At 59.9% G+C, this 25,456-nt stretch carries 18 protein-coding genes and 2 tRNA genes; 16 read left to right on the top strand and 4 right to left on the bottom strand.

The window, feature by feature from the left end; translation table 11 throughout:
• Positions 1-196: 196 nt before the first annotated feature.
• From BLL42_RS11270 to BLL42_RS11260, 3 genes are all read left to right on the top strand, one after another.
• Complete coding sequence (locus BLL42_RS11270; protein WP_071552122.1) at positions 197-1,384, top strand: ATP phosphoribosyltransferase regulatory subunit; 1,188 nt, start codon at positions 197-199, stop codon at positions 1,382-1,384.
• 54 nt (positions 1,385-1,438) lie between these two features.
• Positions 1,439-2,731, top strand: a complete 1,293-nt coding sequence (locus tag BLL42_RS11265; protein ID WP_071552121.1) for an adenylosuccinate synthase — start codon at positions 1,439-1,441, stop codon at positions 2,729-2,731.
• Positions 2,732-2,869: 138 nt separating this feature from the next.
• Entirely contained in the window at positions 2,870-4,804 is a 1,935-nt protein-coding gene (locus BLL42_RS11260) for a methyl-accepting chemotaxis protein (protein WP_071552120.1), read from the top strand.
• Positions 4,805-5,020: 216 nt separating this feature from the next.
• On the opposite strand, the gene BLL42_RS11255 is transcribed toward BLL42_RS11260, so the two are convergent.
• Positions 5,021-5,107 (bottom strand) — tRNA-Leu (locus BLL42_RS11255).
• A 165-nt stretch (positions 5,108-5,272) separates the two neighbouring features.
• Positions 5,273-5,359, bottom strand: a tRNA-Leu gene (locus BLL42_RS11250).
• A gap of 225 nt (positions 5,360-5,584) precedes the next feature.
• Between BLL42_RS11250 and rnr the strand changes: the two genes are divergently transcribed.
• The 11 genes from rnr to BLL42_RS11195 all read left to right on the top strand — a co-directional run bounded on the left by rnr (position 5,585) and on the right by BLL42_RS11195 (position 22,340).
• The gene (gene rnr / locus BLL42_RS11245) at positions 5,585-8,215 is read left to right on the top strand and encodes a ribonuclease R (protein ID WP_071552119.1); all 2,631 of its coding nucleotides are present in this window, start codon (positions 5,585-5,587) and stop codon (positions 8,213-8,215) included.
• Positions 8,212-8,973: a 23S rRNA (guanosine(2251)-2'-O)-methyltransferase RlmB gene (gene rlmB, locus BLL42_RS11240; RefSeq protein WP_071552118.1), complete on the top strand. Its 762-nt coding sequence runs from the start codon at positions 8,212-8,214 to the stop codon at positions 8,971-8,973. Before rnr ends, rlmB begins: the two co-directional genes overlap by 4 nt.
• Before the next feature lie 285 nt (positions 8,974-9,258).
• A complete protein-coding gene (gene rpsF, locus BLL42_RS11235) occupies positions 9,259-9,681 on the top strand; it encodes a 30S ribosomal protein S6 (protein WP_007939579.1) in 423 nt (140 codons plus the stop codon).
• A gap of 28 nt (positions 9,682-9,709) precedes the next feature.
• Positions 9,710-9,940, top strand: a complete 231-nt coding sequence (rpsR, locus tag BLL42_RS11230) for a 30S ribosomal protein S18 (RefSeq protein ID WP_002551829.1) — start codon at positions 9,710-9,712, stop codon at positions 9,938-9,940.
• Between the two features lie 36 nt (positions 9,941-9,976).
• Positions 9,977-10,870, top strand: coding sequence for a YybS family protein (locus tag BLL42_RS11225; protein ID WP_071552117.1), 894 nt, complete (start codon positions 9,977-9,979; stop codon positions 10,868-10,870).
• Between the two features lie 19 nt (positions 10,871-10,889).
• Positions 10,890-11,336 carry a 50S ribosomal protein L9 gene (rplI, locus tag BLL42_RS11220; RefSeq protein WP_003197251.1) on the top strand — a complete coding sequence of 149 codons (447 nt, stop codon included), beginning with the start codon at positions 10,890-10,892 and terminating at the stop codon, positions 11,334-11,336.
• 137 nt (positions 11,337-11,473) lie between these two features.
• Positions 11,474-12,868, top strand: a complete 1,395-nt coding sequence (dnaB, locus tag BLL42_RS11215; protein ID WP_071552116.1) for a replicative DNA helicase — start codon at positions 11,474-11,476, stop codon at positions 12,866-12,868.
• 102 nt (positions 12,869-12,970) lie between these two features.
• The gene (locus BLL42_RS11210) at positions 12,971-15,274 is read left to right on the top strand and encodes a YgiQ family radical SAM protein (RefSeq protein WP_071552115.1); all 2,304 of its coding nucleotides are present in this window, start codon (positions 12,971-12,973) and stop codon (positions 15,272-15,274) included.
• 319 nt (positions 15,275-15,593) lie between these two features.
• A complete protein-coding gene (locus BLL42_RS11205) occupies positions 15,594-18,869 on the top strand; it encodes a transglutaminase family protein (protein WP_071552114.1) in 3,276 nt (1,091 codons plus the stop codon).
• Positions 18,870-18,957: 88 nt separating this feature from the next.
• Positions 18,958-21,444, top strand: a complete 2,487-nt coding sequence (locus BLL42_RS11200; protein WP_071552113.1) for a circularly permuted type 2 ATP-grasp protein — start codon at positions 18,958-18,960, stop codon at positions 21,442-21,444.
• Entirely contained in the window at positions 21,444-22,340 is an 897-nt protein-coding gene (locus BLL42_RS11195) for a transglutaminase family protein (RefSeq protein ID WP_071552112.1), read from the top strand. The genes BLL42_RS11200 and BLL42_RS11195 overlap by 1 nt, the downstream gene beginning before the upstream one ends.
• 166 nt (positions 22,341-22,506) lie before the next feature.
• Here BLL42_RS11195 and BLL42_RS11190 read toward each other — a convergent pair whose 3' ends face one another.
• The gene (locus BLL42_RS11190) at positions 22,507-22,698 is read right to left on the bottom strand and encodes a hypothetical protein (RefSeq protein WP_071552111.1); all 192 of its coding nucleotides are present in this window, start codon (positions 22,696-22,698) and stop codon (positions 22,507-22,509) included.
• Positions 22,699-22,766: 68 nt separating this feature from the next.
• Positions 22,767-23,354: a cytokinin riboside 5'-monophosphate phosphoribohydrolase gene (locus BLL42_RS11185; RefSeq protein ID WP_071552110.1), complete on the bottom strand. Its 588-nt coding sequence runs from the start codon at positions 23,352-23,354 to the stop codon at positions 22,767-22,769.
• 342 nt (positions 23,355-23,696) lie between these two features.
• On the opposite strand from BLL42_RS11185, the gene azu reads away from it, so the two are divergent.
• Positions 23,697-24,143, top strand: a complete 447-nt coding sequence (gene azu / locus BLL42_RS11180; RefSeq protein WP_071552109.1) for an azurin — start codon at positions 23,697-23,699, stop codon at positions 24,141-24,143.
• Positions 24,144-24,258: 115 nt separating this feature from the next.
• Positions 24,259-25,284 carry an IS110 family RNA-guided transposase gene (locus tag BLL42_RS11175; protein WP_071550690.1) on the top strand — a complete coding sequence of 342 codons (1,026 nt, stop codon included), beginning with the start codon at positions 24,259-24,261 and terminating at the stop codon, positions 25,282-25,284.
• Positions 25,285-25,456: the final 172 nt, after the last annotated feature.

Genomic DNA, 25,456 nt, shown 5'->3' with positions numbered 1-25,456 from the left:
TGATTGCGGTTTTTTTATTGCAAGACTCGGGTTGAACAACTCGACAGGTTTTTCGAGGAAAGTGTTTGGCGAGGCCGATTCCAGGCCTATCGCCGTGTTGTCCATGCGCGCGACTTATGCGTATGGTTCAGACATTTTCTGCTTCACTCAAGGCCAGCCTGAGGGCTGGTGGCCCGGATCATAGGGGAATGGCGTAATGGCAACGGTAGACCGCTGGCTGCTGCCAGATGGCATCGAAGAAGTACTGCCACCAGAGGCGGCGCGCATTGAAGTGGCGCGTCGTCAGGTGTTGGATCTGTTCCAGAGCTGGGGTTACGAGTTCGTCGTGACCCCGCATATCGAGTACCTGGAATCCCTGCTGACTGGCGCGGGCCAGGACCTCGATCTGCGGACCTTCAAGGTCATCGACCCGCAGTCGGGCCGGCAGATGGGTTTCCGTGCCGACATTACGCCGCAAGTGGCGCGCATTGATGCGCACACCTTGCGTCGCGAAGGGCCGAGCCGTCTGTGCTACGCCGGTAGCGTGCTGCATGCGCAGCCGCGGGCCTTGTCGTCCTCGCGCAGCCCGATTCAGCTGGGCGCCGAGTTGTACGGCGATGCCAGCCCGAGCAGCGATGTGGAAGTCATCAGCCTGATGCTGGCCATGCTGCAACTGGCTGACGTGCCGGATGTGCACATGGACCTTGGTCATGTCGGCATTTACCGTGGCCTGGCGCGTGCCGCCGGTTTGTCCGGTGAAGTCGAGCAACAGTTGTTTGATGCCCTGCAACGCAAGGCCATCGATGAGGTCATTACCTTGACCGAAGGCCTGCCTGCCGATTTGTCGGGCATGCTGCGGGCGCTGGTTGATCTGTGTGGTGGTCGGGAAGTGCTGGCTGCCGCGCGCGAACGTCTGGCCAATGCGCCGGCGCCTGTTTTGGCGGCGCTGGACGACTTGCTGGCGATTGCCGAGCGTTTGTCCGTGCGTTTCCCGGATCTTGCGCTGTACTTCGATCTGGGCGAGCTGCGCGGTTACCACTACCACACCGGTGTGGTGTTCGCGGTATTTGTACCGGGTGTTGGCCAGTCCATCGCTCAGGGCGGTCGTTACGACGACATCGGCGCCGATTTCGGTCGCGCCCGTCCGGCGACTGGCTTCTCTACCGATTTGAAAACCCTGGTGACCCTGGGGCGTGCTGAAATCGAGCTACCGTCTGGCGGTATCTGGATGCCTGACAGTACGGATGCAGCACTCTGGCAGCAGGTTTGCCAGTTGCGCAGTGAGGGTCAGCGTGTCGTTCAGGCATTGCCTGGGCAACCATTGGCCGCCGCCCGTGATGCGGACTGCGACCGGCAATTGATTCAGCAGAACGGGCTTTGGCAAGTATTGCCGCTGGCTTCTTGAGTTTCCCTGCCGGCGGCTGCCGGCACCAAGTTTGCGCGAATGAGGACAAGTGTTATGGGTAAGAATGTCGTAGTCCTGGGCACCCAATGGGGTGATGAGGGCAAAGGCAAGATCGTTGATCTGCTGACCGAACATGCTGCCGCCGTAGTGCGCTACCAGGGTGGCCACAACGCTGGCCACACGCTGGTGATTGACGGCGAAAAAACCGTCTTGCACCTGATCCCGTCTGGCGTGCTGCGCGATGGCGTGCAGTGCCTGATCGGCAACGGCGTGGTGGTTGCACCTGACGCCCTGCTGCGCGAGATCATCAAGCTGGAAGAGAAAGGCGTACCGGTGCGCGAGCGACTGCGTATCAGCCCGTCCTGCCCGCTGATCCTGTCTTACCACGTAGCGCTGGACCAGGCTCGTGAAAAGGCCCGTGGCGAGCTGAAAATCGGCACCACCGGTCGCGGCATCGGCCCGGCCTACGAAGACAAGGTTGCACGTCGTGGCCTGCGTATCGGTGACCTGTTCCACCGCGAGCGTTTCGCCGCCAAGCTGGGCGAGTTGTTGGACTACCACAACTTCGTACTGGTCAACTACTACAAAGAGCCGGCAATCGACTTCCAGAAAACTCTGGACGAGTGCATGGAATATGCCGAGCTGCTCAAACCGATGATGCTCGACGTCACCGCCGAACTGCATAACCTGCGTCGCGACGGCAAAGACATCATGTTCGAAGGCGCCCAAGGCTCCTTGCTGGACATCGACCACGGTACCTACCCGTACGTCACCAGCTCCAACACCACCGCTGGCGGCATCGCGACCGGTTCGGGTTTTGGCCCGATGTACCTGGATTACATCCTCGGCATCACCAAGGCTTACACCACTCGTGTGGGTTCGGGTCCGTTCCCGACCGAGCTGTTCGACGACGTTGGTGCGTTCCTCGCCAAGCGTGGCCACGAATTCGGTGCTACCACTGGTCGTGCCCGTCGTTGCGGCTGGTTCGACGCCGTCATCCTGCGTCGCGCCATCGACGTCAACAGCATCTCGGGCCTGTGCCTGACCAAGCTGGACGTGCTGGACGGTCTTGAGACCATCAACATCTGCGTGGGCTACAAGAACCACGAGGGTGCCGTAATCGACGCGCCGACCGACGCCGACAGCTACATCGGTCTTGAGCCGGTGTACGAAGAGATGCCGGGCTGGACCGAGTCGACCCTGGGCGCCAAGACCCTGGAAGAGCTGCCTCAGGCTGCTCGCAACTACATCAAGCGCGTCGAAGAGCTGGTCGGCGCGCCGATCGACATTATTTCGACGGGCCCGGACCGCAACGAGACCATCGTTCTGCGTCACCCGTTCGCTTAATAAGTCGTTGATGTAAAAAACAAAGGGCCCTTAATCGGGCCCTTTGTCGTTTATGCCTGTTGGGCGGCATGACCTTTGCTGTGAAACTATCTTCCTGAGTGCCATCAATTTAATGGCGTGCAAGTAGAGGGATTTCCTGTGTCGGCCGTTCTCTCACTGTTACAAAGCCGTTTGTTGCGGCCCGTGTTCGTTACCCTTGGTATCGCTCTGTTGGTGCAGGTGTTGGTGGCTGTCGCACTGACCCGGAGCACCGTGACCGCATTGGAAGCCGATTTGGGCAATCGTCTTGGCGTCGATAGTCAGAAGCTCTCTGGCGAACTCGAGCAGGCCGGGCGTGAAGTCACCTCGAGTCTTGATAACCTCTCCACCAGTACCCGTCAGCGCCTGACCGCCGGTTTGTCCTCGCGACTTAAGGAAGAGCAGGCGCAACTGCGTGCGGCCCTGGAAAAGGACCTGAAGGACTCGGCCAATGACATGGCTCAGCTCCTGGCCTCGGTTGCACCCCGCGCCATGTGGGACAGCGACGTTCCAACCCTGTCCGAATTCGCCCGTCGTGCCCAGCGCAATCCGAATGTGCTGTTTGTGGTGTACGACGACGCCACCGGTCAGCATTTGACTCGCTACCTGAACCGGGAAAACCCGATCAACCAGGCCCTGTTGGAAAAAGGCCAGGGTGAACGGGCGCTGGATAAAGTGCTGAATGCGGCGAAAAACGACCCTTCGGTCTATTACCTCGAAGCCTCGATCAATCCCAATGGCGTGGAAATCGGCAAGGTGCTGATGGGTGTTTCCACGGCGTCGGTGGAAATCGACCTGGCAGCCCTCGACAAGCGCTTCTCGGCGCTGATCGCCAGCAGTGATCAACTGGTCGGCGACAGCCTCAAGGGCGCTGCGGCTGATAGCGCCACGGCCATGCGCTCGCGCTTGCAGTCGGCGCAGTCCACGGCCACCGAGATGAAAGCCAATACCACCAGCACCGTTCAGGAAGCAGCGGCGACTTTGCGCTGGCGGATCGGCATGGCGCTGGCGCTGGTCGGCTGCGGTGTCTTGCTGCTACTGGCGGTCGTGCTTGGGCGGCGGGTGGTCAATCGCCTGAAGCTGCTGATCGCGGCAATGGAGGATCTGGCCGCGGGTGATGGCGACCTGACCAAACGCGTGCAGATCAATAGCAAAGATGAAATCGGCGACATGGCGTCGGCGGTCAACCGCTTTGTGGATAAGTTGCAGCCCATTGTTCGCGAAGCGGGTGATGTGGCCCAGCGCACCGGCGTGGAAATCGGCGCCATGAGCAAGCGCAATGCGGGTGCCGATGCGGCAGCGAAATCCCAGCGCGATGAGGTGGCGGAGAGCTTGCGTGCCTTGTCGCAAATGGCTGACGAGGCGCAGGCCGAAAGTCACGCGATGCAGGCGGCGTTGCAGCAGGTGGTGGATATTCGTCAGGCGACGGATGAAAACACTCGCACCTCGGCGCAGGTCGGCAGTCTGATCGAGGCATTGGCTGGACAAGTCGATACCGGGGCCAAAGTCATCGAGCGTCTGGCGCAGCAGAGCGAGCAGATTGAAGTGGTGCTGGAGGTGATTCACGGGATCGCCGAGCAGACCAACTTGCTGGCACTGAACGCGGCGATCGAAGCGGCGCGGGCCGGTGAGACCGGGCGTGGTTTTGCGGTGGTGGCCGATGAAGTGCGGGCGCTGGCCAGCAAGACTCAAAGCTCGACGGGCGACATTCAGGCGCACATCGGGGCGTTGCAGCAAGGCGCTCGTGAGGCTGTGGCGGCGATTGGACAGGCAGGGCGTCAGGCCAGCGAAGGTTTGCTGGTATTGCGCGACAGTGCGCGTTTGCAGCAGTCAGTGCAGGTTTCTGTCGAGCAGGTGCATGCGGCCATCGGTCTGGCGACTCAGGCCGCGGCCCATCAGGCCAAAGGCGCGCATGCGGTACGCGGGCGGGTCGAGACGATTCATGCCCAGGCAGAGCGTGCGGCGCAGGCCGTGGTGGAAACCACAGCCAGCGGCAAGGTGCTGGACAGTTTGGCGGCGCAGTTGAAAGCAAGCCTGGGGCAGTTCAGGGCTTAATCCAAAGATCAAAAGATCGCAGCCAGCGGCTGCTCCTACAGGGAAACGCATATTCCTGCGGAGCTGCCGCAGGCTGCGATCTTTTGGCTTCGATTTTTAAGATCAAAGGCTCGGGGTTGTGCAGGCAGATTCAAGGATTTCCGGAAGCCAGAAACGCAAAAACCCGCTTTCGCGGGTTTTTGTGAGATTCAAGATCGTTGACCTTGAACTTTGAATTGGTGCCCAGAAGAAGACTCGAACTTCCACGACCTTGCGGTCACCAGCACCTGAAGCTGGCGTGTCTACCAATTTCACCATCTGGGCAGTATCAGCAACGTTGCCGCTGTTGATGTGGCGCACTATACGGAGAGCGTTTTGATCTGTAAACCCCTGATTTGGTTTTAATAAATCAAATGCTTAGAATGCAAAAACCCGCTTTCGCGGGTTTTTGTGTGAGCCTTGAAATTGAACTAATCTCAAGCTCTGAATTGGTGCCCAGAAGAAGACTCGAACTTCCACGACCTTGCGGTCACCAGCACCTGAAGCTGGCGTGTCTACCAATTTCACCATCTGGGCAGTATCGGCAACGTTGTCCGTCGTCGATGGCGCGCACTATACGGAGCGTCGTTTTAACTGTAAACCCCTGATATCAAAAAAACCTGGAAAATTTTACGAGCGGTGCTCAATGCTGTCTTTCAAGGTTGAGGAAGGGGCTTTTAGGGCCTCAAAGAGCCTGAAATTTCCCGTTTCATTACGCCTATGCCAAACTAACCCGCATATAGACAAGGTGAAAACTCTCTAATGGCCGATTGGCAGTCCCTCGATCCCGAGGCCGCTCGTGAAGCGGAAAAATATGAAAACCCTATTCCTAGCCGCGAACTGATCCTTCAGCACCTTGCTGATCGAGGTTCGCCTGCTAACCGCGAGCAACTGGTCGAAGAGTTTGGTCTGACCACAGAAGACCAGGTCGAAGCCCTGCGCCGCCGCCTGCGCGCCATGGAGCGCGATGCTCAGCTTATTTACACTCGTCGCGGCACTTACGCGCCGGTAGACAAGCTCGACCTGATCCTGGGCCGCATCAGCGGTCACCGTGACGGCTTCGGCTTCCTGATCCCGGACGACGGCAGTGACGACCTGTTCATGAGCCCGGCGCAAATGCGCCTGGTGTTCGACGGTGACCGTGCGCTGGCACGGGTATCCGGTCTGGATCGTCGTGGTCGCCGTGAAGGCGTGATCGTCGAAGTCGTGTCCCGTGCTCACGAGAGCATCGTCGGTCGTTACTTTGAAGAAGGCGGCATCGGCTTTGTGGTGGCCGACAACCCGAAGATCCAGCAGGAAGTGCTGGTCACTCCAGGCCGTAACGCCAACGCCAATATCGGCCAATTCGTTGAAGTGAAAATCACGCACTGGCCGACCCCGCGCTTCCAGCCGCAAGGCGATGTGGTGGAAGTGGTCGGTAACTACATGGCGCCGGGCATGGAGATCGATATTGCCCTGCGGACCTATGACATTCCTCACGTCTGGCCGGAAGCGGTGCTCAAGGAAGCCGCCAAGCTCAAACCGGAAGTCGAAGAGAAAGACAAAGAGAAACGCATCGACCTGCGTCATCTGCCGTTCGTCACCATCGACGGCGAAGACGCTCGCGACTTTGATGATGCGGTCTATTGCGAAGCGAAGCCGGGCAAGCTGCGGCTGTTCTCCGGCGGCTGGAAGTTGTACGTGGCGATTGCCGACGTTTCCAGCTACGTGAAGATCGGTTCGGCGCTGGATGCCGAGTCTCAGGTTCGCGGTAACTCGGTGTACTTCCCCGAGCGCGTGGTGCCGATGCTGCCTGAGCAGCTGTCCAACGGCCTGTGCTCGCTGAACCCGCATGTCGATCGCCTGGCCATGGTTTGCGAGATGACCATCTCCAAATCCGGCGAGATGACCGACTACTGCTTCTACGAAGCGGTGATTCACTCCCACGCCCGCCTGACCTACAACAAGGTCAGCGCAATGCTGGAGCAGCCGAAAACCACCGAAGCTCGTCAGCTTCGTGGCGAATACACCGACGTGGTGCCGCACCTCAAGCAGCTCTATGCGCTGTACAAGGTGTTGCTGGCGGCCCGTCATGTGCGTGGCGCGATCGATTTCGAAACGCAGGAAACCCGAATCATCTTCGGTACCGAGCGCAAGATTGCCGAAATCCGTCCGACCGTGCGCAACGACGCGCACAAACTGATTGAGGAGTGCATGCTGGCGGCCAACGTGGCTACCGCTGAATTCCTGAAAAAACACGAAATCCCTGCGCTGTACCGGGTTCACGACGGTCCGCCACCGGAGCGCCTGGAAAAACTCCGCGCCTTCCTCGGCGAGCTCGGCCTGTCCCTGCACAAAGGCAAGGACGGCCCGTCGCCGAAGGACTATCAGGCGCTGCTGGCCGGGATCAAGGATCGTCCGGATTTCCACCTGATCCAGACCGTCATGCTGCGCTCGTTGAGCCAAGCGGTGTACAGCGCTGATAACCAGGGCCACTTCGGTCTGAATTACGAAGCCTATACCCACTTCACCTCGCCGATCCGCCGTTACCCGGACTTGCTCACACACCGGGCGATTCGCAGTGTCATCCACTCCAGGCAAGACACGCCGCACGTGCGTCGTGCCGGGGCGATGAGCATTCCGAAAGCGCGCATCTATCCGTACGACGAAGCGGCGCTGGAGCAGCTCGGCGAGCAGTGCTCGATGAGCGAGCGCCGTGCCGACGAAGCGACCCGCGACGTGGTGAACTGGCTCAAGTGCGAGTTCATGAAAGATCGCGTGGGCGAGTCGTTCCCGGGTGTGATCACTGCCGTAACCGGTTTTGGTCTGTTCGTCGAGCTGACCGACATCTACGTCGAAGGTCTGGTCCACGTGACCGCTTTGCCGGGTGACTACTACCACTTCGACCCTGTGCATCACCGCTTGGCTGGTGAGCGTACCGGTCGCAGCTTCCGCCTCGGCGATACCGTTGAAGTGCGTGTGATGCGGGTTGACCTGGACGAGCGCAAGATCGACTTCGAGATGGCCGAAAAAACCATCAGCGCACCGATTGGTCGCAAGAAGCGTGGTGCAGAGACGTCGGCGCCTGCAGCCAAGACTGCTGCTGAGCCTGGGCCGGCAAAAACCGGTCGTCGTGGTTCCTCGAAGGAAAAGGCCCCTGAGGCTTATCGCCCGAGCGATGCCGCGGCGAAAAACGCCGAAGTACGCAAAAGTCGTGAAATGAAGCAGGCGTTGCTGGCCGAAGCTAAGAGCGGCGGTAAAGCGGCGTCTGGGGGAAAGGCCGGACGGTCGGCGCCTGAAAAGGCCTCCGGCGGCAAGCCAGCCAAACCGAGTAAACACCGTAAAGGCCCGCCCAAGGCGGGCTCGGCTCCAGCCAAAAGCGGCGGGGCACGTAAACCTAAGGCCAAGTCATGAGTCAGTTGGAAAAAATCTATGGCGTGCATGCCGTAGAAGCGTTGCTGCGTCATCACCCGAAACGCGTCAAGCAGATCTGGCTGGCCGAAGGCCGCAGTGATCCGCGCGTTCAGACGCTGATCGAGCTGGCTAACGAAAACCGCGTTGCGGTCGGTCAGGCCGAGCGTCGTGAGCTGGATGCCTGGGTTGAAGGCGTGCACCAGGGTGTGGTGGCGGACGTAAGCCCAAGCCAGGTCTGGGGCGAGGCCATGCTTGACGAGCTGCTCGACCGTACCGAAGGCGCACCGCTGTTGCTGGTGCTCGACGGCGTGACCGATCCGCACAACCTCGGTGCTTGCCTGCGTTCTGCCGACGCGGCGGGTGCATTGGCAGTGATCGTTCCGAAGGATAAGTCGGCCACCCTGACTCCGACTGTGCGTAAAGTCGCCTGTGGCGCCGCGGAAGTGATTCCGTTGGTGGCCGTGACCAACCTGGCGCGCACCCTGGAGAAACTCAAGCAGCGTGGTTTGTGGGTTGTCGGTACGGCAGGGGAGGCGGAGCAGGATCTGTATCAGCAAGACCTGACCGGCCCGACCATCCTGATCATGGGTGCTGAAGGTAGTGGGATGCGTCGCCTGACTCGTGATCTTTGCGACTACCTGGTGCGTTTGCCGATGGCCGGTAGCGTCAGCAGCCTCAACGTATCCGTGGCGACCGGGGTGTGCCTGTTCGAGGCCCTGCGCCAGCGCGGTGTCAAGGCCGCAGCCAAAAAGCCCTGACACACCTCTGTAGGAGCTGCCGCAGGCTGCGATCTTTTGATCTTCTAAAAAGCAACGTCAAAAGATCGCAGCCTTCGGTAGCTCCTACGGTTTTTTATTCTCTGGGTAATGTGATTGTTCAAATAATCACCAATTGCCTTGCGCCGCTTCTGTCCCTTCTCTACAATTGCGCCCCTTGCTGTGACGGCAGGCACGCATGTGTCTATCGCCGGCAAGTCCATAAGTGTCATTCACTCCTTGTCTGACCGCTTTTGAGCGGCAGGCTACAACCCGTAAGGAGCATTCATGCGTCATTACGAAATCATCTTTTTGGTCCACCCGGATCAAAGCGAGCAAGTCGGCGGCATGGTTGAGCGTTACACCAAGCTGATCGAAGAAGACGGCGGCAAAATCCACCGTCTGGAAGATTGGGGCCGTCGTCAACTGGCCTACGCAATCAACAATGTTCACAAGGCTCACTACGTGATGCTGAACGTTGAGTGCACTGGCAAGGCCCTGGCCGAGCTGGAAGACAACTTCCGCTACAACGATGCAGTGATCCGTAACCTGGTCATCCGTCGCGAAGAAGCCGTTACTGGCCAATCCGAGATGCTCAAGGCTGAAGAAAACCGCAGTGAGCGCCGTGAGCGTCGCGACCGTCCTGAGCACTCCGACGCCGAAGGCGTTGACAGTGATGACAGCGACAACAGCGATAACGCTGACGAGTAATCCACGGACCTTTTGAGGAGCCTATTACATGGCACGTTTCTTCCGTCGTCGTAAATTCTGCCGCTTCACCGCTGAAGACGTGAAAGAGATCGATTACAAAGATCTCAACACTCTGAAAGCTTACGTATCCGAGACCGGCAAAATCGTTCCAAGCCGCATCACCGGTACCAAAGCTCGTTATCAGCGTCAGCTGGCCACCGCTATCAAGCGCGCCCGCTTCCTGGCCCTGCTGGCCTACACCGACAGCCACGGCCGCTGAGACCGGGCAGTCGACACGTAGCAAAGGATTGAATGCATGCGCGCCATAGCTGAGTTCATCATGCGCGGTCGTATGCAGGCCACTCTTGTAGTGGCTGGATGCGCGGCATTGCCGTTGTTGTATTGGTTGGGTGCTGCCGCCGGGAGCCTTGTGCTGCTGCGGCGCGGATTGAAGGACGCCCTCGGCGTTCTTGCTCTGGGAATACTGCCGGCATTGATCTGGTGGCTGTATTCCGATGATCCACGCGCACTCATGGTGTTGCTGGGGTCTTCGGGCCTTGCGCTGGTTTTGCGCGCAAGTGAATCCTGGAACCGCGTGCTGCTGGTCAGCATAGCGATGGGATTGGTGTTTTCAGTGGTGCTGGGTGCGGTTTACCGCCCTCACATCGAGATTCTGGCGCAGGAACTGGTAAAGATCCTGCCGCTGGCCCTCGGTGACCTCTATCAGCAATTGTCGGTAGAGGAGCGAGCGCGTCTCGCCGCCCTGATTGCCCCGGTCCTGACTGGCCTGATAGCGGCCTTGTTGCAAATCGTCAGTGTGCTGAGCCTGATTATCGGGCGCTACTGGCAGGCGTTGTTGTACAACCCTGGTGGTTTTGGTCGCGAGTTTCGCGCCATCCGAATCCCGCTGGGGCCAGCGATGTTGCTGCTGGCGTGCATGCTTCTGGGGCCGAACTTCGGTAGCCAGATGGCCATGTTGACGCCGTTGTGCAGCGTACCGCTGGTGTTCGCCGGGCTGGCCCTGATTCATGGGCTGGTGGCTGAAAAGCGACTGGCCAAATTTTGGCTGGTGGGGTTGTACGTAACGCTGTTGCTGTTTATGCAGCTGATCTATCCGTTGCTGGTGGTCCTGGCCATTGTCGACAGCCTGATTGATTTTCGCGGTCGTTTGACGCCGAAAGACGTCGATAGCGCGAACGGTGAAGGTTAAAAGTTAAGAGGATTTTCACATGCAACTGATCCTTCTGGAAAAAGTCACCAACCTGGGCAACCTGGGTGACAAAGTGAACGTTAAGGCTGGTTACGGTCGTAACTACCTGCTGCCTTACGGCAAAGCGACCGCTGCGACCGCTGCCAACCTGGCTGCGTTCGAAGAGCGTCGCGCTGAGCTGGAAAAAGCCGCAGCAGACCGTAAAACTTCGGCTGAAAGCCGCGCTGCCCAACTGGCTGAGCTGGAAGTGACCATCACTGCCACCGCCGGTGACGAAGGCAAGCTGTTCGGTTCGATCGGCACTCACGACATCGCTGATGCACTGACCGCCTCTGGCGTTGAAGTTGCAAAAAGCGAAGTTCGTCTGCCGAACGGCACCATCCGCAACGTAGGTGAATTCGACGTAGCCGTGCACCTGCACGCTGAAGTTGAAGCCACCGTACGCGTTGTCGTGGTAGCAGCTTAAGCAATACTTGTCGGCTGGCACCCTTGGGTGCTTGCCGGTAACATCGGGCACGATCCTGTTTACAGGTCGTGCCCTTTGTCTTTCTGCGGTTCCTGATTTTCTACAACCCCTGCTTTTCCTAAAGAAACCAAGTGGCCATGAACGATATCTCCGCTCCTGAGCAATACGATCTGCAAACCGCCGCGCTGAAAGTGCCGCCGCATTCCATCGAGGCCGAACAGGCCGTGCTCGGTGGTCTGATGCTGGACAACAACGCCTGGGAACGCGTGCTCGATCAGGTGTCGGATGGTGATTTCTATCGGCATGACCACCGCCTGATCTTCCGTGCGATCGCCAAGCTGGCCGATCAGAACTCGCCGATCGACGTCGTGACCTTGGCCGAGCAATTGGACAAGGAAGGTCAGACCTCGCAAGTCGGCGGTCTCGGATACCTGGGTGAACTGGCGAAAAACACGCCGTCGGTCGCCAACATCAAGGCCTATGCCCAGATCGTTCGTGAGCGAGCGACCCTGCGTCAGTTGATCGGCATCAGCACTGAAATTGCCGACAGCGCCTTCAATCCGGAAGGTCGCACTGCCGCCGAAATTCTCGACGAAGCTGAACGGCAGATCTTCCAGATTGCCGAAGCCCGGCCGAAAACCGGCGGCCCGGTGAGCGTCAATGACCTGTTGACCAAGGCCATCGATCGTATCGACACCTTGTTCAACACCGACAACGCCATCACCGGCCTGTCCACCGGCTACACCGACCTCGACGAGAAAACCAGCGGCCTGCAACCGTCTGACCTGATCATCGTCGCCGGCCGTCCATCGATGGGTAAAACCACCTTTGCGATGAACCTGGTGGAAAACGCCGTGCTGCGCAGTGACAAGTGCGTACTGGTCTACTCGCTGGAGATGCCAGGCGAATCGCTGATCATGCGTATGTTGTCGTCCCTCGGCCGGATCGATCAGACCAAGGTCCGGGCCGGTCGGTTGGACGACGACGATTGGCCGCGCCTGACCTCGGCGGTCAATCTGCTCAACGATCGCAAGCTGTTCATCGACGATACCGCCGGTATCAGCCCGTCGGAAATGCGCGCACGGACTCGGCGTCTGGTGCGTGAGCACGGCGAAGTGGGCCTGATCATGATCGACTACCTGCAACTCATGCAGATCCCGGGCTCGGGCGGCGATAACCGGACCAACGAGATTTCCGAAATCTCCCGCTCGTTGAAAGCCCTGGCCAAGGAATTCAACTGCCCGGTGGTGGCGCTGTCGCAGCTCAACCGCTCCCTGGAACAGCGTCCCAACAAGCGCCCGATCAACTCCGACTTGCGGGAATCCGGAGCGATCGAGCAGGATGCCGACGTCATCATGTTCGTTTACCGGGACGAGGTGTATCACCCGGAAACCGAGCACAAGGGCATCGCCGAGATCATCATCGGCAAGCAGCGGAACGGTCCGATCGGTACGTCACGCCTGGCGTTCATCGGTAAGTACACCCGCTTCGAAAACCTCGCGCCGGGCAGCTACAACTTCGACGACGAATAATCTCGTCGTCTCTAATTCCGACCATGGTCGTCGGAATTGGTTAAATTTTGTGCTATATTCCGCGCCCGCGAAATTCAATGAAAGCCAACACCGGTTATCGACATGCAAGCAGCCAAGCCGTTATTTGACTATCCCAAGTACTGGGCCGAATGTTTCGGGCCAGCGCCATTCCTGCCGATGAGCAGGGAGGAGATGGATCAGCTCGGCTGGGATTCCTGCGACATCATCATCGTCACCGGTGATGCGTACGTCGACCATCCGTCGTTTGGCATGGCAATCATTGGCCGGCTGCTGGAGTCCCAGGGCTTTCGCGTCGGGATCATTGCCCAGCCAAACTGGCAGTCCAAAGACGACTTCATGAAGCTCGGCGAGCCGAACCTGTTCTTCGGTGTCGCGGCCGGCAACATGGACTCGATGATCAACCGCTACACCGCCGACAAGAAAATCCGCTCCGATGACGCCTACACCCCCGGTGGCCTGGCGGGCAAACGTCCGGATCGCGCGAGCCTGGTGTACAGCCAGCGCTGCAAGGAAGCCTACAAGAATGTGCCGATTGTCCTCGGTGGCATCGAAGCTTCCCTGCGCCGTATCGCACACTACGATTACTGGCAGGACCGGGTGCGCAACTCGATCCTGATCGACGCCTGCGCCGACATTCTGCTGTACGGCAACGCCGAGCGAGCGATCGTCGAAGTTGCCCAGCGTCTGTCCTACGGTCACAAGATCGAAGACATCACCGACGTTCGTGGCACCGCGTTCATTCGCCGTGATACGCCGCAAGGCTGGTACGAAGTCGACTCCACGCGCATCGACCGTCCGGGCAAGATCGACAAGATCATCAACCCGTACGTGAACACCCAAGACACTCAGGCCTGCGCCATCGAACAAGAGAAGGGGCCGGTTGACGACCCGGAAGAAGCCAAGGTTGTACAGATCCTGGCGAGCCCTCGGATGACCCGTGACAAGACCGTGATTCGTCTGCCATCGGTAGAAAAAGTCCGTGGCGACGCCGTTCTGTACGCCCACGCCAACCGTGTGCTGCACCTGGAAACCAACCCGGGCAACGCTCGCGCATTGGTACAGAAGCACGGCGAAGTCGACGTCTGGTTCAACCCGCCGCCGATTCCGATGACCACCGAAGAGATGGACTACGTGTTCGGCATGCCTTACGCCCGTATTCCGCACCCGGCGTATGGCAAGGAGAAGATCCCGGCCTACGACATGATCCGTTTTTCGGTGAACATCATGCGCGGCTGCTTCGGCGGCTGCACCTTCTGCTCGATCACCGAACACGAAGGCCGGATCATCCAGAACCGTTCCGAAGAGTCGATCATTCGCGAAATCGAAGAGATCCGCGACAAGGTGCCAGGCTTTACCGGCGTTATTTCCGACCTCGGCGGCCCGACCGCGAACATGTACCGTATCGCTTGCAAGAGCCCGGAAATCGAATCCGCGTGCCGTAAGCCATCGTGCGTGTTCCCGGGCATTTGCCCGAACCTCAACACTGACCACTCGTCGCTGATCCAGCTGTATCGCAGCGCTCGCGCCTTGCCGGGTGTGAAGAAGATCCTGATCGCGTCCGGCCTGCGTTACGACCTCGCGGTCGAGTCGCCGGAGTACGTCAAAGAGTTGGTGACCCACCACGTCGGTGGTTACCTGAAGATCGCCCCGGAACACACCGAGGAAGGTCCGCTCAATCAGATGATGAAGCCGGGCATCGGCAGCTATGACAAGTTCAAGCGGATGTTCGAGAAGTACTCCAAGGAAGCCGGGAAAGAGCAGTACCTGATTCCGTACTTCATCGCCGCCCACCCGGGCACCACCGACGAAGACATGATGAACCTGGCCCTGTGGCTCAAGGGCAACGGTTTCCGTGCGGATCAGGTACAGGCGTTCTACCCGTCGCCGATGGCCACCGCCACTGCCATGTACCATTCGGGCAAGAACCCGCTGCGCAAGGTGACTTACAAGAGCGACGCCGTGACGATCGTCAAGAGCGAAGAGCAGCGTCGTCTGCACAAGGCGTTCTTGCGTTACCACGACCCGAAAGGCTGGCCGATGCTGCGTGAAGCGTTGACCCGCATGGGCCGTGCCGACCTGATCGGACCGGGCAAGAACCAGCTGATCCCGTTGCACCAGCCGGCCACCGACAGCTACCAGAGCGCCCGTCGCAAGAATTCGACGCCAGCCGGTAGCCATAAAGTGGCCGGGGAAAAGACCACCAAAATCCTCACGCAACACACTGGCTTGCCGCCGCGTGCCAGCGATGGCGGTAATCCGTGGGACAAGCGTGAACAGGCCAAGGCTGCGGCGTTCGCCCGTAACCAGCAGGCCGCCAAGGAACGCAAGGACGCCGCCAAGGGCAAAGGTCCCAAGCCTGCACGTAAGCCGGTAGTGCCGCGCTAAGCGGTGTTTGCCTGTTAACAAAACGCCAGCCTTCGGGTTGGCGTTTTGCGTTGTATATCAAGATCAAAAGATCGCAGCCTGCGGCAGCTCCTACGAGGAAACGCGTATGCCAGTGTAGGAGCTGCCGCAGGTTCGGGCCGCGTTCGGACGATCTTTTCACGCTCCCGCCACATTTCTGTGCAACCTTCATCACATCAAATCCCGCATTGCGCGGTTTTGGTGCTGTACTGCGCGAAGCAAACGGAGAAAGCGCCGATATGCCGGCTGGCATAAGTCTTGCGCGCTTTCAGTTACGCTTAAGGCTCGCAGGAGGCACGCCGTGTCGATTCATGTCGCATTGCACCATGTCACGCATTACCGCTACGACCGCGCCGTCGAACTCGGCCCGCAGATCGTTCGCCTGCGCCCGGCTGCCCACAGCCGCACGCGGATTCTTTCCTATGCGTTGAAAGTGTCGCCTGAGCAACACTTCATCAATTGGCAACAAGACCCCCAGGGCAATTACCTGGCACGGTTGGTGTTTCCCGAGAAAACTGCGGAGCTGCGGATCGAAGTCGATCTGCTGGCCGAGATGGCAGTGTTCAACCCGTTCGACTTCTTCCTTGAGCCTTACGCGGAAAAAATCCCTTTCGCCTATGCCGCCGACGAACAGCGCGAGCTGGCGCCGTACCTGGAAACCCTGCCACTGACGCCGACGTTCAAGGCTTATCTTGACGGCATCGACCGCACGCCGCTGCCCGCCGTGGATTTTCTGGTGGCCCTCAACCAGCGCCTGAGCGAAGACATCGGCTACCTGATCCGCATGGAACCGGGCGTGCAAACCCCGGAGTACACCCTGGAACACGCCTCGGGTTCTTGCCGCGATTCGGCCTGGTTGCTGGTGCAACTGCTGCGCAACCTCGGGCTGGCGGCGCGATTTGTTTCCGGTTATCTGATTCAACTCACCGCTGATGTCAAAAGCCTCGACGGTCCTTCCGGCACCGAGGTGGATTTCACCGACCTGCACGCCTGGTGCGAGGTTTACCTGCCCGGTGCGGGCTGGATCGGCCTGGACGCCACCTCCGGGTTGTTTGCCGGTGAAGGGCATATTCCGTTGGCCTGTAGTCCCGATCCGTCCTCTGCGGCGCCGATCAGCGGCCTGGTCGAACCGTGCGAGTGCGAATTCAGCCACGAAATGTCGGTGGAGCGGATTTGGGAGGCCCCAAGGGTCACCAAGCCCTACACCGAAGACCAGTGGCTGGCGATCCAGGCGCTGGGCCGGCAGATCGACGCCGACCTGCAAGAAGGCGATGTGCGTCTGACCATGGGCGGCGAGCCGACCTTCGTCTCCATCGACGACCCGGACGGTGCCGAGTGGAACACCGCTGCGCTCGGGCCGGACAAACGTCGACTGTCCGCCGAGCTGTTCCAGCGCATGCGCAAACATTACGCCCCCAAGGGCCTGGTGCATTTTGGTCAGGGCAAGTGGTACCCGGGCGAGCAACTGCCGCGCTGGTCGCTGAATTGCTACTGGCGACGAGATGGCGTGCCGATCTGGAATAACAGCGCGCTGATTGCCGATGAGCAGCAAGACTACGGCGCCGATGGCACATTGGCCGGGCGTTTTCTGGCGAGTGTCGCCGAGCGTTTGAAACTGCCTACGCGCTTTGTATTTCCGGCTTACGAAGACAACCTCTACTACCTCTGGCGCGAAGGCGCGTTGCCGGTCAACGTCAGCGCCGAAGACTCACGGCTGGGCGATGAACTTGAGCGCGCCCGCCTGCACAAGGTCTTCAGCCAGGGTCTGGACAAAGTGATTGGCCACGTGCTGCCGCTGGCGCGTACGGCCAAGGGCGATCAATGGCAGAGCGGTCGCTGGTACCTGCGTGACAGCCATTGCCGACTGGTGCCGGGAGACTCACCGCTGGGCTATCGCTTGCCGCTGGCCTCGCAGCCGTGGGTGACGGCGGCGGAGTACCCGTTCGTGCACCCGCTCGATCCGAATCAGGATTTGCCGGAACTGCCTGACGCAGCCCAGTTGCAGGCGCATGGTGAGCCGGCAACGGCTGATGAGCGCACACCGAAAATCGATCAATCCGCCGATTGGCTGACCCGCACCGCGTTCTGCGCCGAGGCCCGGGAAGGTCGGTTGTACCTGTTCATGCCGCCGCTGGAACGCGTCGAGGATTATCTGGAACTGGTCAGCGCCATCGAAGCCACTGCCGAGGAGCTGCATTGTCCGGTGTTGCTGGAAGGCTATGAACCGCCGAGCGATCCACGCCTGAGTAACTTTCGCATCACCCCGGACCCCGGCGTTATTGAAGTCAACGTGCAGCCGTCCGCCAGTTGGGACGAACTGGTCGAGCGCACCGAATTCCTCTACGAAGAGGCACGCCAGACCCGGCTGACCACCGAGAAATTCATGATCGACGGCCGGCACACCGGCACGGGTGGCGGTAACCATTTCGTACTCGGTGGCGCGACTCCGGCCGACTCACCGTTTCTGCGTCGCCCGGATCTGCTGCGCAGTCTGATCAGTTACTGGCATAACCATCCGTCGCTGTCCTACCTGTTTTCTGGCCTTTTCATTGGTCCGACTTCCCAGGCGCCGCGTGTGGATGAAGCCCGCAACGATGCGTTGTACGAGCTGGAAATCGCCTTCGCGCAGATGCCCGAACCGGGTGAAGAGTGCGCGCCGTGGTGGGTGGACCGCTTGCTGCGCAACCTGCTGATCGACGTCACGGGCAACACCCACCGCGCCGAATTCTGTATCGACAAACTCTACTCTCCGGACGGCGCCACCGGTCGCCTTGGGCTGCTGGAGCTGCGCGCTTTTGAAATGCCACCTCATGCGCGGATGAGCCTGGCTCAGCAACTGCTGCTGCGAGCATTGGTGGCGCGGTTCTGGCGCGAGCCGTATGCGCCGGCCAAGCTGGCCCGCTGGGGCACCGAGTTGCACGACCGTTTCCTGCTGCCGCACTTTATCGAGCAGGATTTCGCCGATGTGATCGTCGACCTCAACGCCGCCGGTTATGCGCTGCGCGCCGAGTGGTTTGCGGCGCATCTGGCGTTTCGCTTTCCCAAGGTCGGCGATTACGCGGTCAGCGGCATTGAACTGGAGCTGCGTCAGGCGCTGGAGCCCTGGCATGTGCTGGGTGAGGAAGGTTCGGCCGGCGGCACGGTGCGCTACGTCGACTCGTCGCTGGAGCGTTTGCAGGTCAAGCTCACAGGCTTGGCGCCGCAGCGTTATGTGCTGACCTGCAACGGCATCCCGGTACCGCTGCAACCGACCGGGCGCGTCGGTGAGTTTGTCGCCGGTGTGCGGTTCCGCGCCTGGCAACCGGCCAACTGCCTGCAACCGACCATCCCGGTTCACGCGCCGCTGGTGTTCGACCTGCTCGATACCTGGATGCAGCGCTCGCTGGGCGGTTGTCAGTACCACGTCGCGCATCCGGGCGGGCGTAACTACGACAGTTTGCCGGTGAACGCCAACGAGGCCGAGAGTCGGCGGATGGCGCGGTTCTTCCGCCTCGGTCACAGTCCGGGAACTTTGGTGGTGCCGACGCTGACTATCAACGATGAACTGCCGATGACTCTCGATTTACGACGCTTCTGAATCAGACACGACGCCCGGTTTTTTCGCATATCCGGGCGTCAGAGGTCTGCGTTAATCTGACTTTTCATTGCTGGCTGCCGAGCTTTCCATGCCTGACCTGCTTGACCGTTACCCGCTCACGGCGGGCACCTATCATGAACTGCTCGACGACAATGGGGCCGTGCGCCCGCACTGGCGACGGCTGTTCGATCAGTTGCAACGCAGCACGCCGACGCAACTGGTGCAGCGGCAAGCCTTGCTGGCACGGCAGATTCAGGAAAACGGTGTCACCTACAACGTTTACGCCGACGCCAAAGGCGCAGATCGTCCATGGGAACTGGACCTGTTGCCCCATGTAATGGCGGCCGATGAGTGGCAGCAGTTGTCCGCAGGGATCGCCCAGCGCGCGCGTTTGCTCAATGCGGTGCTGGCGGATTTGTATGGCCCGCAGCGTTTGATTGCCGAAGGCTTGCTGCCGGCAGAACTGGTGTTCGGTCACAACAACTTCCTCTGGCCTTGTCAGGGCATTCAACCGCCGGACGGGGCCTTTTTGCATCTGTATGCGGTGGACCTGGCTCGCACGCCCGATGGGCGCTGGTGGGTGACGGCGGATCGAACTCAAGCGCCTTCGGGTGCCGGTTATGCGTTGGAAAACCGCACCATCGTGTCGCGGGCCTTTCCGGAGTTGTACCGAGATTTGCAGGTGCAGCACCTGGCCGGGTTCTTCCGCACCTTGCAGGAAACCCTCGCGCGCCAAGCACCGAGCGCCGATGAAGTGCCGTTGGTGGTGTTACTGACGCCAGGGCGGTTCAACGAGAGCTATTTCGAGCACCTGTATCTGGCTCGCCAACTGGGTTATCCACTGGTTGAAGGCGGCGACCTGACCGTGCGCGATGCCACGGTTTACCTGAAAACCCTCAGCGGTTTGCGTCGGGTCCACGCGATCATGCGTCGGCTCGACGATGATTTCTGCGATCCGCTGGAGTTGCGCACCGACTCGGCGCTTGGCGTGCCGGGCCTGCTTGAAGCGGTGCGACAGGGGCGGGTGCTGGTGGCCAATGCCTTGGGCAGCGGCGTACTGGAATCGCCGGGGCTGTTGGGCTTCCTGCCGAAGATCAATCAATACCTGTTCGGTGAAGAACTGATCCTGCCGTCCATTGCCACCTGGTGGTGCGGTGAACCGCCAGTGTTGGCGCAGGCGCTGGAAAAAATGCCTGAACTGGTGATCAAACCGGCATTCCCTTCACAAAGCTTTGCCCCGGTATTCGGCCGTGACTTGAGTGAAAAACAGCGCAAAAGCCTCGCCGAGCGCATGCAGGCACGGCCTTATGCCTATGTCGCGCAAGAACTGGCGCAGCTGTCGCAGGCGCCGATCTGGCAAGCCGAAGACGGTCAGTTGCAGCCCCGGGCGATCGGCATGCGCGTTTACGCGGTGGCCAGTAAAGACGGCTATCGGGTGTTGCCCGGCGGTTTGACCCGGGTTGCGGCGGAAGCTGACGCCGAAGTGGTGTCGATGCAGCGCGGCGGTGCGAGCAAGGACACCTGGGTCTTGGGTGAGCGAGCGCCAATGGGCGAGCAATGGAAAACCCATCGGACTATCGGCGTGCATGATCTGGTACGGCGCGATCCCTACCTGCCGTCGCGGGTGGTCGAGAATCTGTTCTGGTTCGGCCGTTATTGCGAGCGCTGCGACGACAGCGCGAGGCTGCTGCGGATCATGCTCACACGCTACGTCGACGGCGACGATCCACAAGCCTTGCAGGCCGCGGTCGATCTGGGTGAAAGCCTGATGCTGCTGCCCGACGAAGGTAATTTGCCCGAGCGTTTGCTGACGGCATTGCGCGGTGATGACTGGTCGTTCAGCCTGCGTTCCAACCTGCAGCGCTTGCAGTGGGCGGCGTCCCAGGTGCGCGGCAAGCTCTCACGAGAGAACTGGCAGGCGTTGGTGGAATTGCAGCGCGACGCCGCGGAGCTGGAAACCGAAGAGCCGGATTTTGGCGAGTTGCTGGATTTCCTCAACCGCTTGGTGATGTCACTGGCGGCGCTGTCGGGATTTGCGCTGGACGACATGACCCGCGACGAAGGCTGGCGCTTTTTGATGATCGGTCGGCGGATCGAGCGTTTGCAGTTTCTCAGCAGCAGCCTGGCGGCGTTCCTGCGCGGCGCTGGAGCGTTTGATCAAGCCGGGCTGGAATGGCTGCTGGAGCTGGGCAACAGCAGCATCACTTACCGTTCCCGCTATCTGGCGGTGGCGCAATTGATTCCGGTGCTCGACGTGTTGCTGCTCGATGAGCAGAACCCTCACGCGGTGCTGTTTCAGCTGAAACTGGTGACCCGGACACTTAAACGCTTGAACGACGACTTTGGTGTGCCGCGCGAGCAGGCGTTGCCTTCGTTGGTAGAGCGTCTGGCGCGATTCGATCTCGGTTGTCTGGAGAACGCGTTGTTCGGCGAAACCAGCGTTCGCGCAGCCCTCGATGGTCTGGCGGATCTGTTGCAAGAAATCGCCGATGTCAGCAACCAAGTCTCTGATCGCCTGGCGTTGCGGCACTTCGCCCATGTCGATGATGTCAGCCAGCGCACGGTGTCCGTCTGATGAGCGCCCATTACCAGATTCTCCACGACACCCATTATCACTACGACAGCCCGGTGTCCCTGGCCCAGCAACTCGCCCATTTGTGGCCCCGGCCCTGCGCCTGGCAGCGCTGCACCGAGCAGCACTTGCAGATCAGCCCGGAGCCGACCTCGCGCCGCGATGAGCTGGATGTGTTCGGCAATCCGCTGACCCGCCTGGCCTTCGAACGGCCTCACGACGAACTGCTGGTCAATGCCCGGCTGACGGTCGAAGTACTGGCCCGGCCACTGCGCGATTTCAATCAATCACCAGCCTGGGACATGACCCGCAGCGCATTGACCTATAGCGGTCAGCCGATTGCTCCGCAGCTACTGGAAGCGTGTCGCTATCGGTTTGAGTCGCCGTATGTGCACTTGAAGAGCCGCTTCGTCGAGTTCTCCGAAAGCTGTTTTGCGCCGGGCCGTCCATTGATGTTGGGCGTTCAGGCGTTGATGGAGAAGATCTTCAGCGAATTCACCTTCGACGCCGAGGCGACGCAGGTCGCAACGCCGCTGGTGGAAGTGCTGGAGCGTCGGCGTGGGGTCTGTCAGGACTTTGCGCACTTGATGCTCGCCTGCTTGCGCTCCCGCGGATTGGCGGCGCGTTACGTCAGCGGCTACCTGCTGACTCAGCCTCCACCGGGCCAGCCACGGTTGATCGGCGCTGACGCGTCCCACGCCTGGGTCTCGGTATTCTGTCCGGTGCTGGGTTGGGTTGATTTCGATCCGACCAACAATGTGCAGCCGGCGCTGGAGCACATCACCCTGGCCTGGGGCCGGGATTTTTCCGATGTCTCGCCATTGCGTGGAGTGATACTGGGCGGCGGCAGCCATGACCCGGAAGTGCGGGTGACCGTCATGCCACGGGATGAACATTAAAGATCGCAGCCTGCGGCAGCTCCTACAGCAGAATGCTGCCCGGCATAGGAGCTGCCGAAGGCTGCGATCTTGAGGGGATGCTTAGGCCTGCGAGGGTCGGCAGCATCACTGCCGACCCTGGACACAGATCCGGTGGGTTTGATCAGAACATCAAACCCTGTGGGTCTCAGGCGTCAGGCGCCTGATCTTTCGGTGCTTCAACAGCGTCATCAGCAACCACTTCACCTTCTGCATCCGGGGTCAGTGCGCCGGTTTCTTCATCGGCGGCAGCTTTCTTGCGTTGCAACTTTTCCTCTTTCTTCTGCTCTTTGGCCAAGTCTCTCTGACGTTTGGCGAAGGAGTAATTAGGTTTAGCCATGGGCGATCCTCTGGGGTCGAAGGTGAGGTTGAGCGGCGCGTATTCTGCCTTTAAACCGGGGACAAGGGTTAGCCGGGTTTTTGCCCGACCCATTTTGGGGCTACCACCGGTTGCCAGGCATCCAGCGCATCCAGCAGATCCTGCGGCGATTCGCTCATTTGCAGCATGTCACGGTGATGCTCGCGAACGAAGCCTTCGCCGACGACATGATCAAGAAATGCCGTGAGTTTGCTGTAGAAACCGTTCACTTCCAGCAACCCCAGCGGTTTGCCGTGGTAACCGAGCTGGCCCCAGGTCCAGACTTCGAACAGCTCTTCAAACGTGCCGAGGCCGCCCGGTAGCGCGATGAACGCGTCGCTCAGCTCGGCCATGCGTGCCTTGCGTGCGTGCATGCCGTCGACCACTTCCAGGCGCGTCAGGCCGTTGTGGCCGATTTCCGAGTTCTTCAGGCTCTCGGGAATGATCCCGATCACTTCGCCGCCCGCCGCCAGTGCAGCATCGGCAACAATGCCCATCAAGCCGACAGCACCGCCGCCGTACACCAGCGTCAGCTTGCGCCGGGCCAGCGCCTGGCCGAGGGCGATCGCCGCTTGCCGATACGCCGGGTCAGTGCCGGTGCTGGCGCCGCAAAATACACAAACAGACGCTAAAGACATGCCTTACCCCATGGTCAGTGATGACTCCAGAATAATGGCTGACAGAGGACGCTCCAAGGGTTAATCCTCGGTGCGTGCTTCTTCATAAGTGCCGCTGGCGCCACAGGCATAGGCGGCGAGCAAACTGCACAACAGGCTATTGAAGGACATGACCGGCGCTCCAGGATGAGATGACACGCCGATCATAGGTGCGCGCCAGAGGTTTGGCCGGTTAATTGTTTCGATCAATGTCATAGCCTGAAAGTTGTATACAATTCTTGATTCAAGTCATAGGCACTTCCAGAAATTTCAGGCAGTCTTTAGGCCCTACGGATTTTGTTAACCCTGCCTTGGAGATTCACCATGTTTGCCAAACTCGTTGCGGTATCCCTGCTGACACTGGCCAGCAGCCAATTGATGGCTGCAGAGTGCAAGGTCGATGTCGACTCCACCGATCAGATGTCCTTCAACACAAAGGAGATCACCATCGACAAGAGTTGCAAAACCTTCACTGTCAACCTGACCCACTCCGGCAGCTTGCCGAAGAATGTCATGGGCCATAACTGGGTGCTGAGCAAAACCGCAGACATGGCGGGTATCGCCACCGACGGCATGGCCGCCGGCATCGACAAGAATTACTTGAAAGAAGCTGACACTCGCATTATCGCCCACACCAAAATCATCGGTGCCGGCGAGAAAGACTCGGTGACCTTCGACGTGTCGAAGCTGACCGCTGGCGAAAGCTATCAGTTCTTCTGCTCGTTCCCGGGCCACAACTCGATAATGAAAGGCGCTGTTGTCCTGAAGTAATCGAATTTGACTCATAAAAAAAGCGTCCACTCGGGACGCTTTAATGAGATGGTCACCCCCACACCCTGCGAGGGCTACGCTTTCGCAGGGTGTTTTGTTTTCGGAGGCCATCATCATGAGCGAGTCAGCGCTGATCGGAATCGATCTCGGTAAACACAGTTTCCATCTGCACGGCCAGGACAAATCCGGGCGAGAGGTGTTTCGCAAGAAGCTCTCGCGCCCACAGATGATGCAGTTCTTCGGCAACCTACCGGCCTGTACCGTGGTGATGGAGGCGTGTGCCGGCGCGCATTTTGTCGCTCGTCAGCTGATCGCCATGGGGCATCAGGCCAAACTGATTTCTCCGCAGTTCGTCCGGCCCTTCGTCAAGGGCAACAAAAACGACTTCGTGGATGCCGAGGCCATTTGCGAAGCCGCTTCACGTCCGTCGATGCGCTTCGTCTCGCCTAAAACCGAGGCCCAGCAGACTCTTTCCGTTCTGCACCGCCTGCGCGAATCGCTGGTGCACGACCGCACCAAAGCCGCCAATCAGATGCACGGTTTCCTGTTGGAGTTTGGTATCAGCCTGCCCAAAGGTCTGGCGATCATGAAACGTTTGGCGAGTATCTTGGCCGAGCATGAGTTGCCGGTTCGGCTCACCGGGCTGTTGCAACAACTGCACGATCACTTCGTTTGCCTGGATGAGCAGATCAAGGAACTGGATAAAGAGCTGGCAAGCCAACTGGCCGCCGATGATCTGGGCAGTCGCCTGCTGAGCATGCCGTGTGTCGGCCCGATCACCGCCAGCCTGTTGGCTGTCGAAATGGGCGACGGCCAACAGTACAAGTGCAGTCGCGACTTCGCCGCGTCTGTGGGTCTGGTGCCCAGACAATACAGCACCGGTGGCAAGGCGAATTTGCTCGGCATCAGCAAGCGCGGTGACAAGCACCTACGGCAATTGCTGGTGCAGTGTGCTCGGGTCTACATGCAAAGGCTGGACTACCAGCGCGGCCGTTTGGCCGACTGGGTACGCTCAATGCTGACGCGACGCCACTCGAACGTGGTGGCCTGTGCCTTGGCTAACAAGCTGGCGCGGATCGCGTGGGCGCTAGCGGCCCACCATACGCAGTATGAAGCAGGGCCAGACGCGCTGAACGCCTGACCCTGCGGTTGTTGCAGTACCACGAACCACCCTTCAGGTTTTGCGATAGCTGAACAACGGATGACGTGAACGGCCCACCGGCCTGACGAACAACCTGGCACAAAAATCGGCTTTAGAAAGCCGTCGGTTTTTTCAGGATCGTCAGGCGCGACTCTCATCGTGGCGCGGGGCA

Source organism: Pseudomonas frederiksbergensis (assembly GCF_001874645.1).
Taxonomy (GTDB): Bacteria; Pseudomonadota; Gammaproteobacteria; order Pseudomonadales; family Pseudomonadaceae; genus Aquipseudomonas; species Aquipseudomonas frederiksbergensis_B.
Note: the sequence above shows the minus strand (reverse complement) of the source record. Positions and strands in the feature narration are given on the sequence as shown.

What these genes read in the sequence shown, in the direction of transcription:
- rnr (WP_071552119.1), top strand. Translation starts at nt 5,585, where the DNA reads ATGGCCGATTGGCAGTCCCTCGATCCCGAGGCCGCTCGTGAAGCGGAA.
- rplI (WP_003197251.1), top strand. Translation starts at nt 10,890, where the DNA reads ATGCAACTGATCCTTCTGGAAAAAGTCACCAACCTGGGCAACCTGGGT.
- BLL42_RS11175 (WP_071550690.1), top strand. Translation starts at nt 24,259, where the DNA reads ATGAGCGAGTCAGCGCTGATCGGAATCGATCTCGGTAAACACAGTTTC.
- BLL42_RS11190 (WP_071552111.1), bottom strand. Translation starts at nt 22,698, where the DNA reads ATGGCTAAACCTAATTACTCCTTCGCCAAACGTCAGAGAGACTTGGCC.
- dnaB (WP_071552116.1), top strand. Translation starts at nt 11,474, where the DNA reads ATGAACGATATCTCCGCTCCTGAGCAATACGATCTGCAAACCGCCGCG.
- BLL42_RS11200 (WP_071552113.1), top strand. Translation starts at nt 18,958, where the DNA reads ATGCCTGACCTGCTTGACCGTTACCCGCTCACGGCGGGCACCTATCAT.
- azu (WP_071552109.1), top strand. Translation starts at nt 23,697, where the DNA reads ATGTTTGCCAAACTCGTTGCGGTATCCCTGCTGACACTGGCCAGCAGC.
- rpsR (WP_002551829.1), top strand. Translation starts at nt 9,710, where the DNA reads ATGGCACGTTTCTTCCGTCGTCGTAAATTCTGCCGCTTCACCGCTGAA.
- BLL42_RS11270 (WP_071552122.1), top strand. Translation starts at nt 197, where the DNA reads ATGGCAACGGTAGACCGCTGGCTGCTGCCAGATGGCATCGAAGAAGTA.
- BLL42_RS11225 (WP_071552117.1), top strand. Translation starts at nt 9,977, where the DNA reads ATGCGCGCCATAGCTGAGTTCATCATGCGCGGTCGTATGCAGGCCACT.
- BLL42_RS11210 (WP_071552115.1), top strand. Translation starts at nt 12,971, where the DNA reads ATGCAAGCAGCCAAGCCGTTATTTGACTATCCCAAGTACTGGGCCGAA.
- rpsF (WP_007939579.1), top strand. Translation starts at nt 9,259, where the DNA reads ATGCGTCATTACGAAATCATCTTTTTGGTCCACCCGGATCAAAGCGAG.
- BLL42_RS11185 (WP_071552110.1), bottom strand. Translation starts at nt 23,354, where the DNA reads ATGTCTTTAGCGTCTGTTTGTGTATTTTGCGGCGCCAGCACCGGCACT.
- BLL42_RS11195 (WP_071552112.1), top strand. Translation starts at nt 21,444, where the DNA reads ATGAGCGCCCATTACCAGATTCTCCACGACACCCATTATCACTACGAC.
- rlmB (WP_071552118.1), top strand. Translation starts at nt 8,212, where the DNA reads ATGAGTCAGTTGGAAAAAATCTATGGCGTGCATGCCGTAGAAGCGTTG.
- BLL42_RS11265 (WP_071552121.1), top strand. Translation starts at nt 1,439, where the DNA reads ATGGGTAAGAATGTCGTAGTCCTGGGCACCCAATGGGGTGATGAGGGC.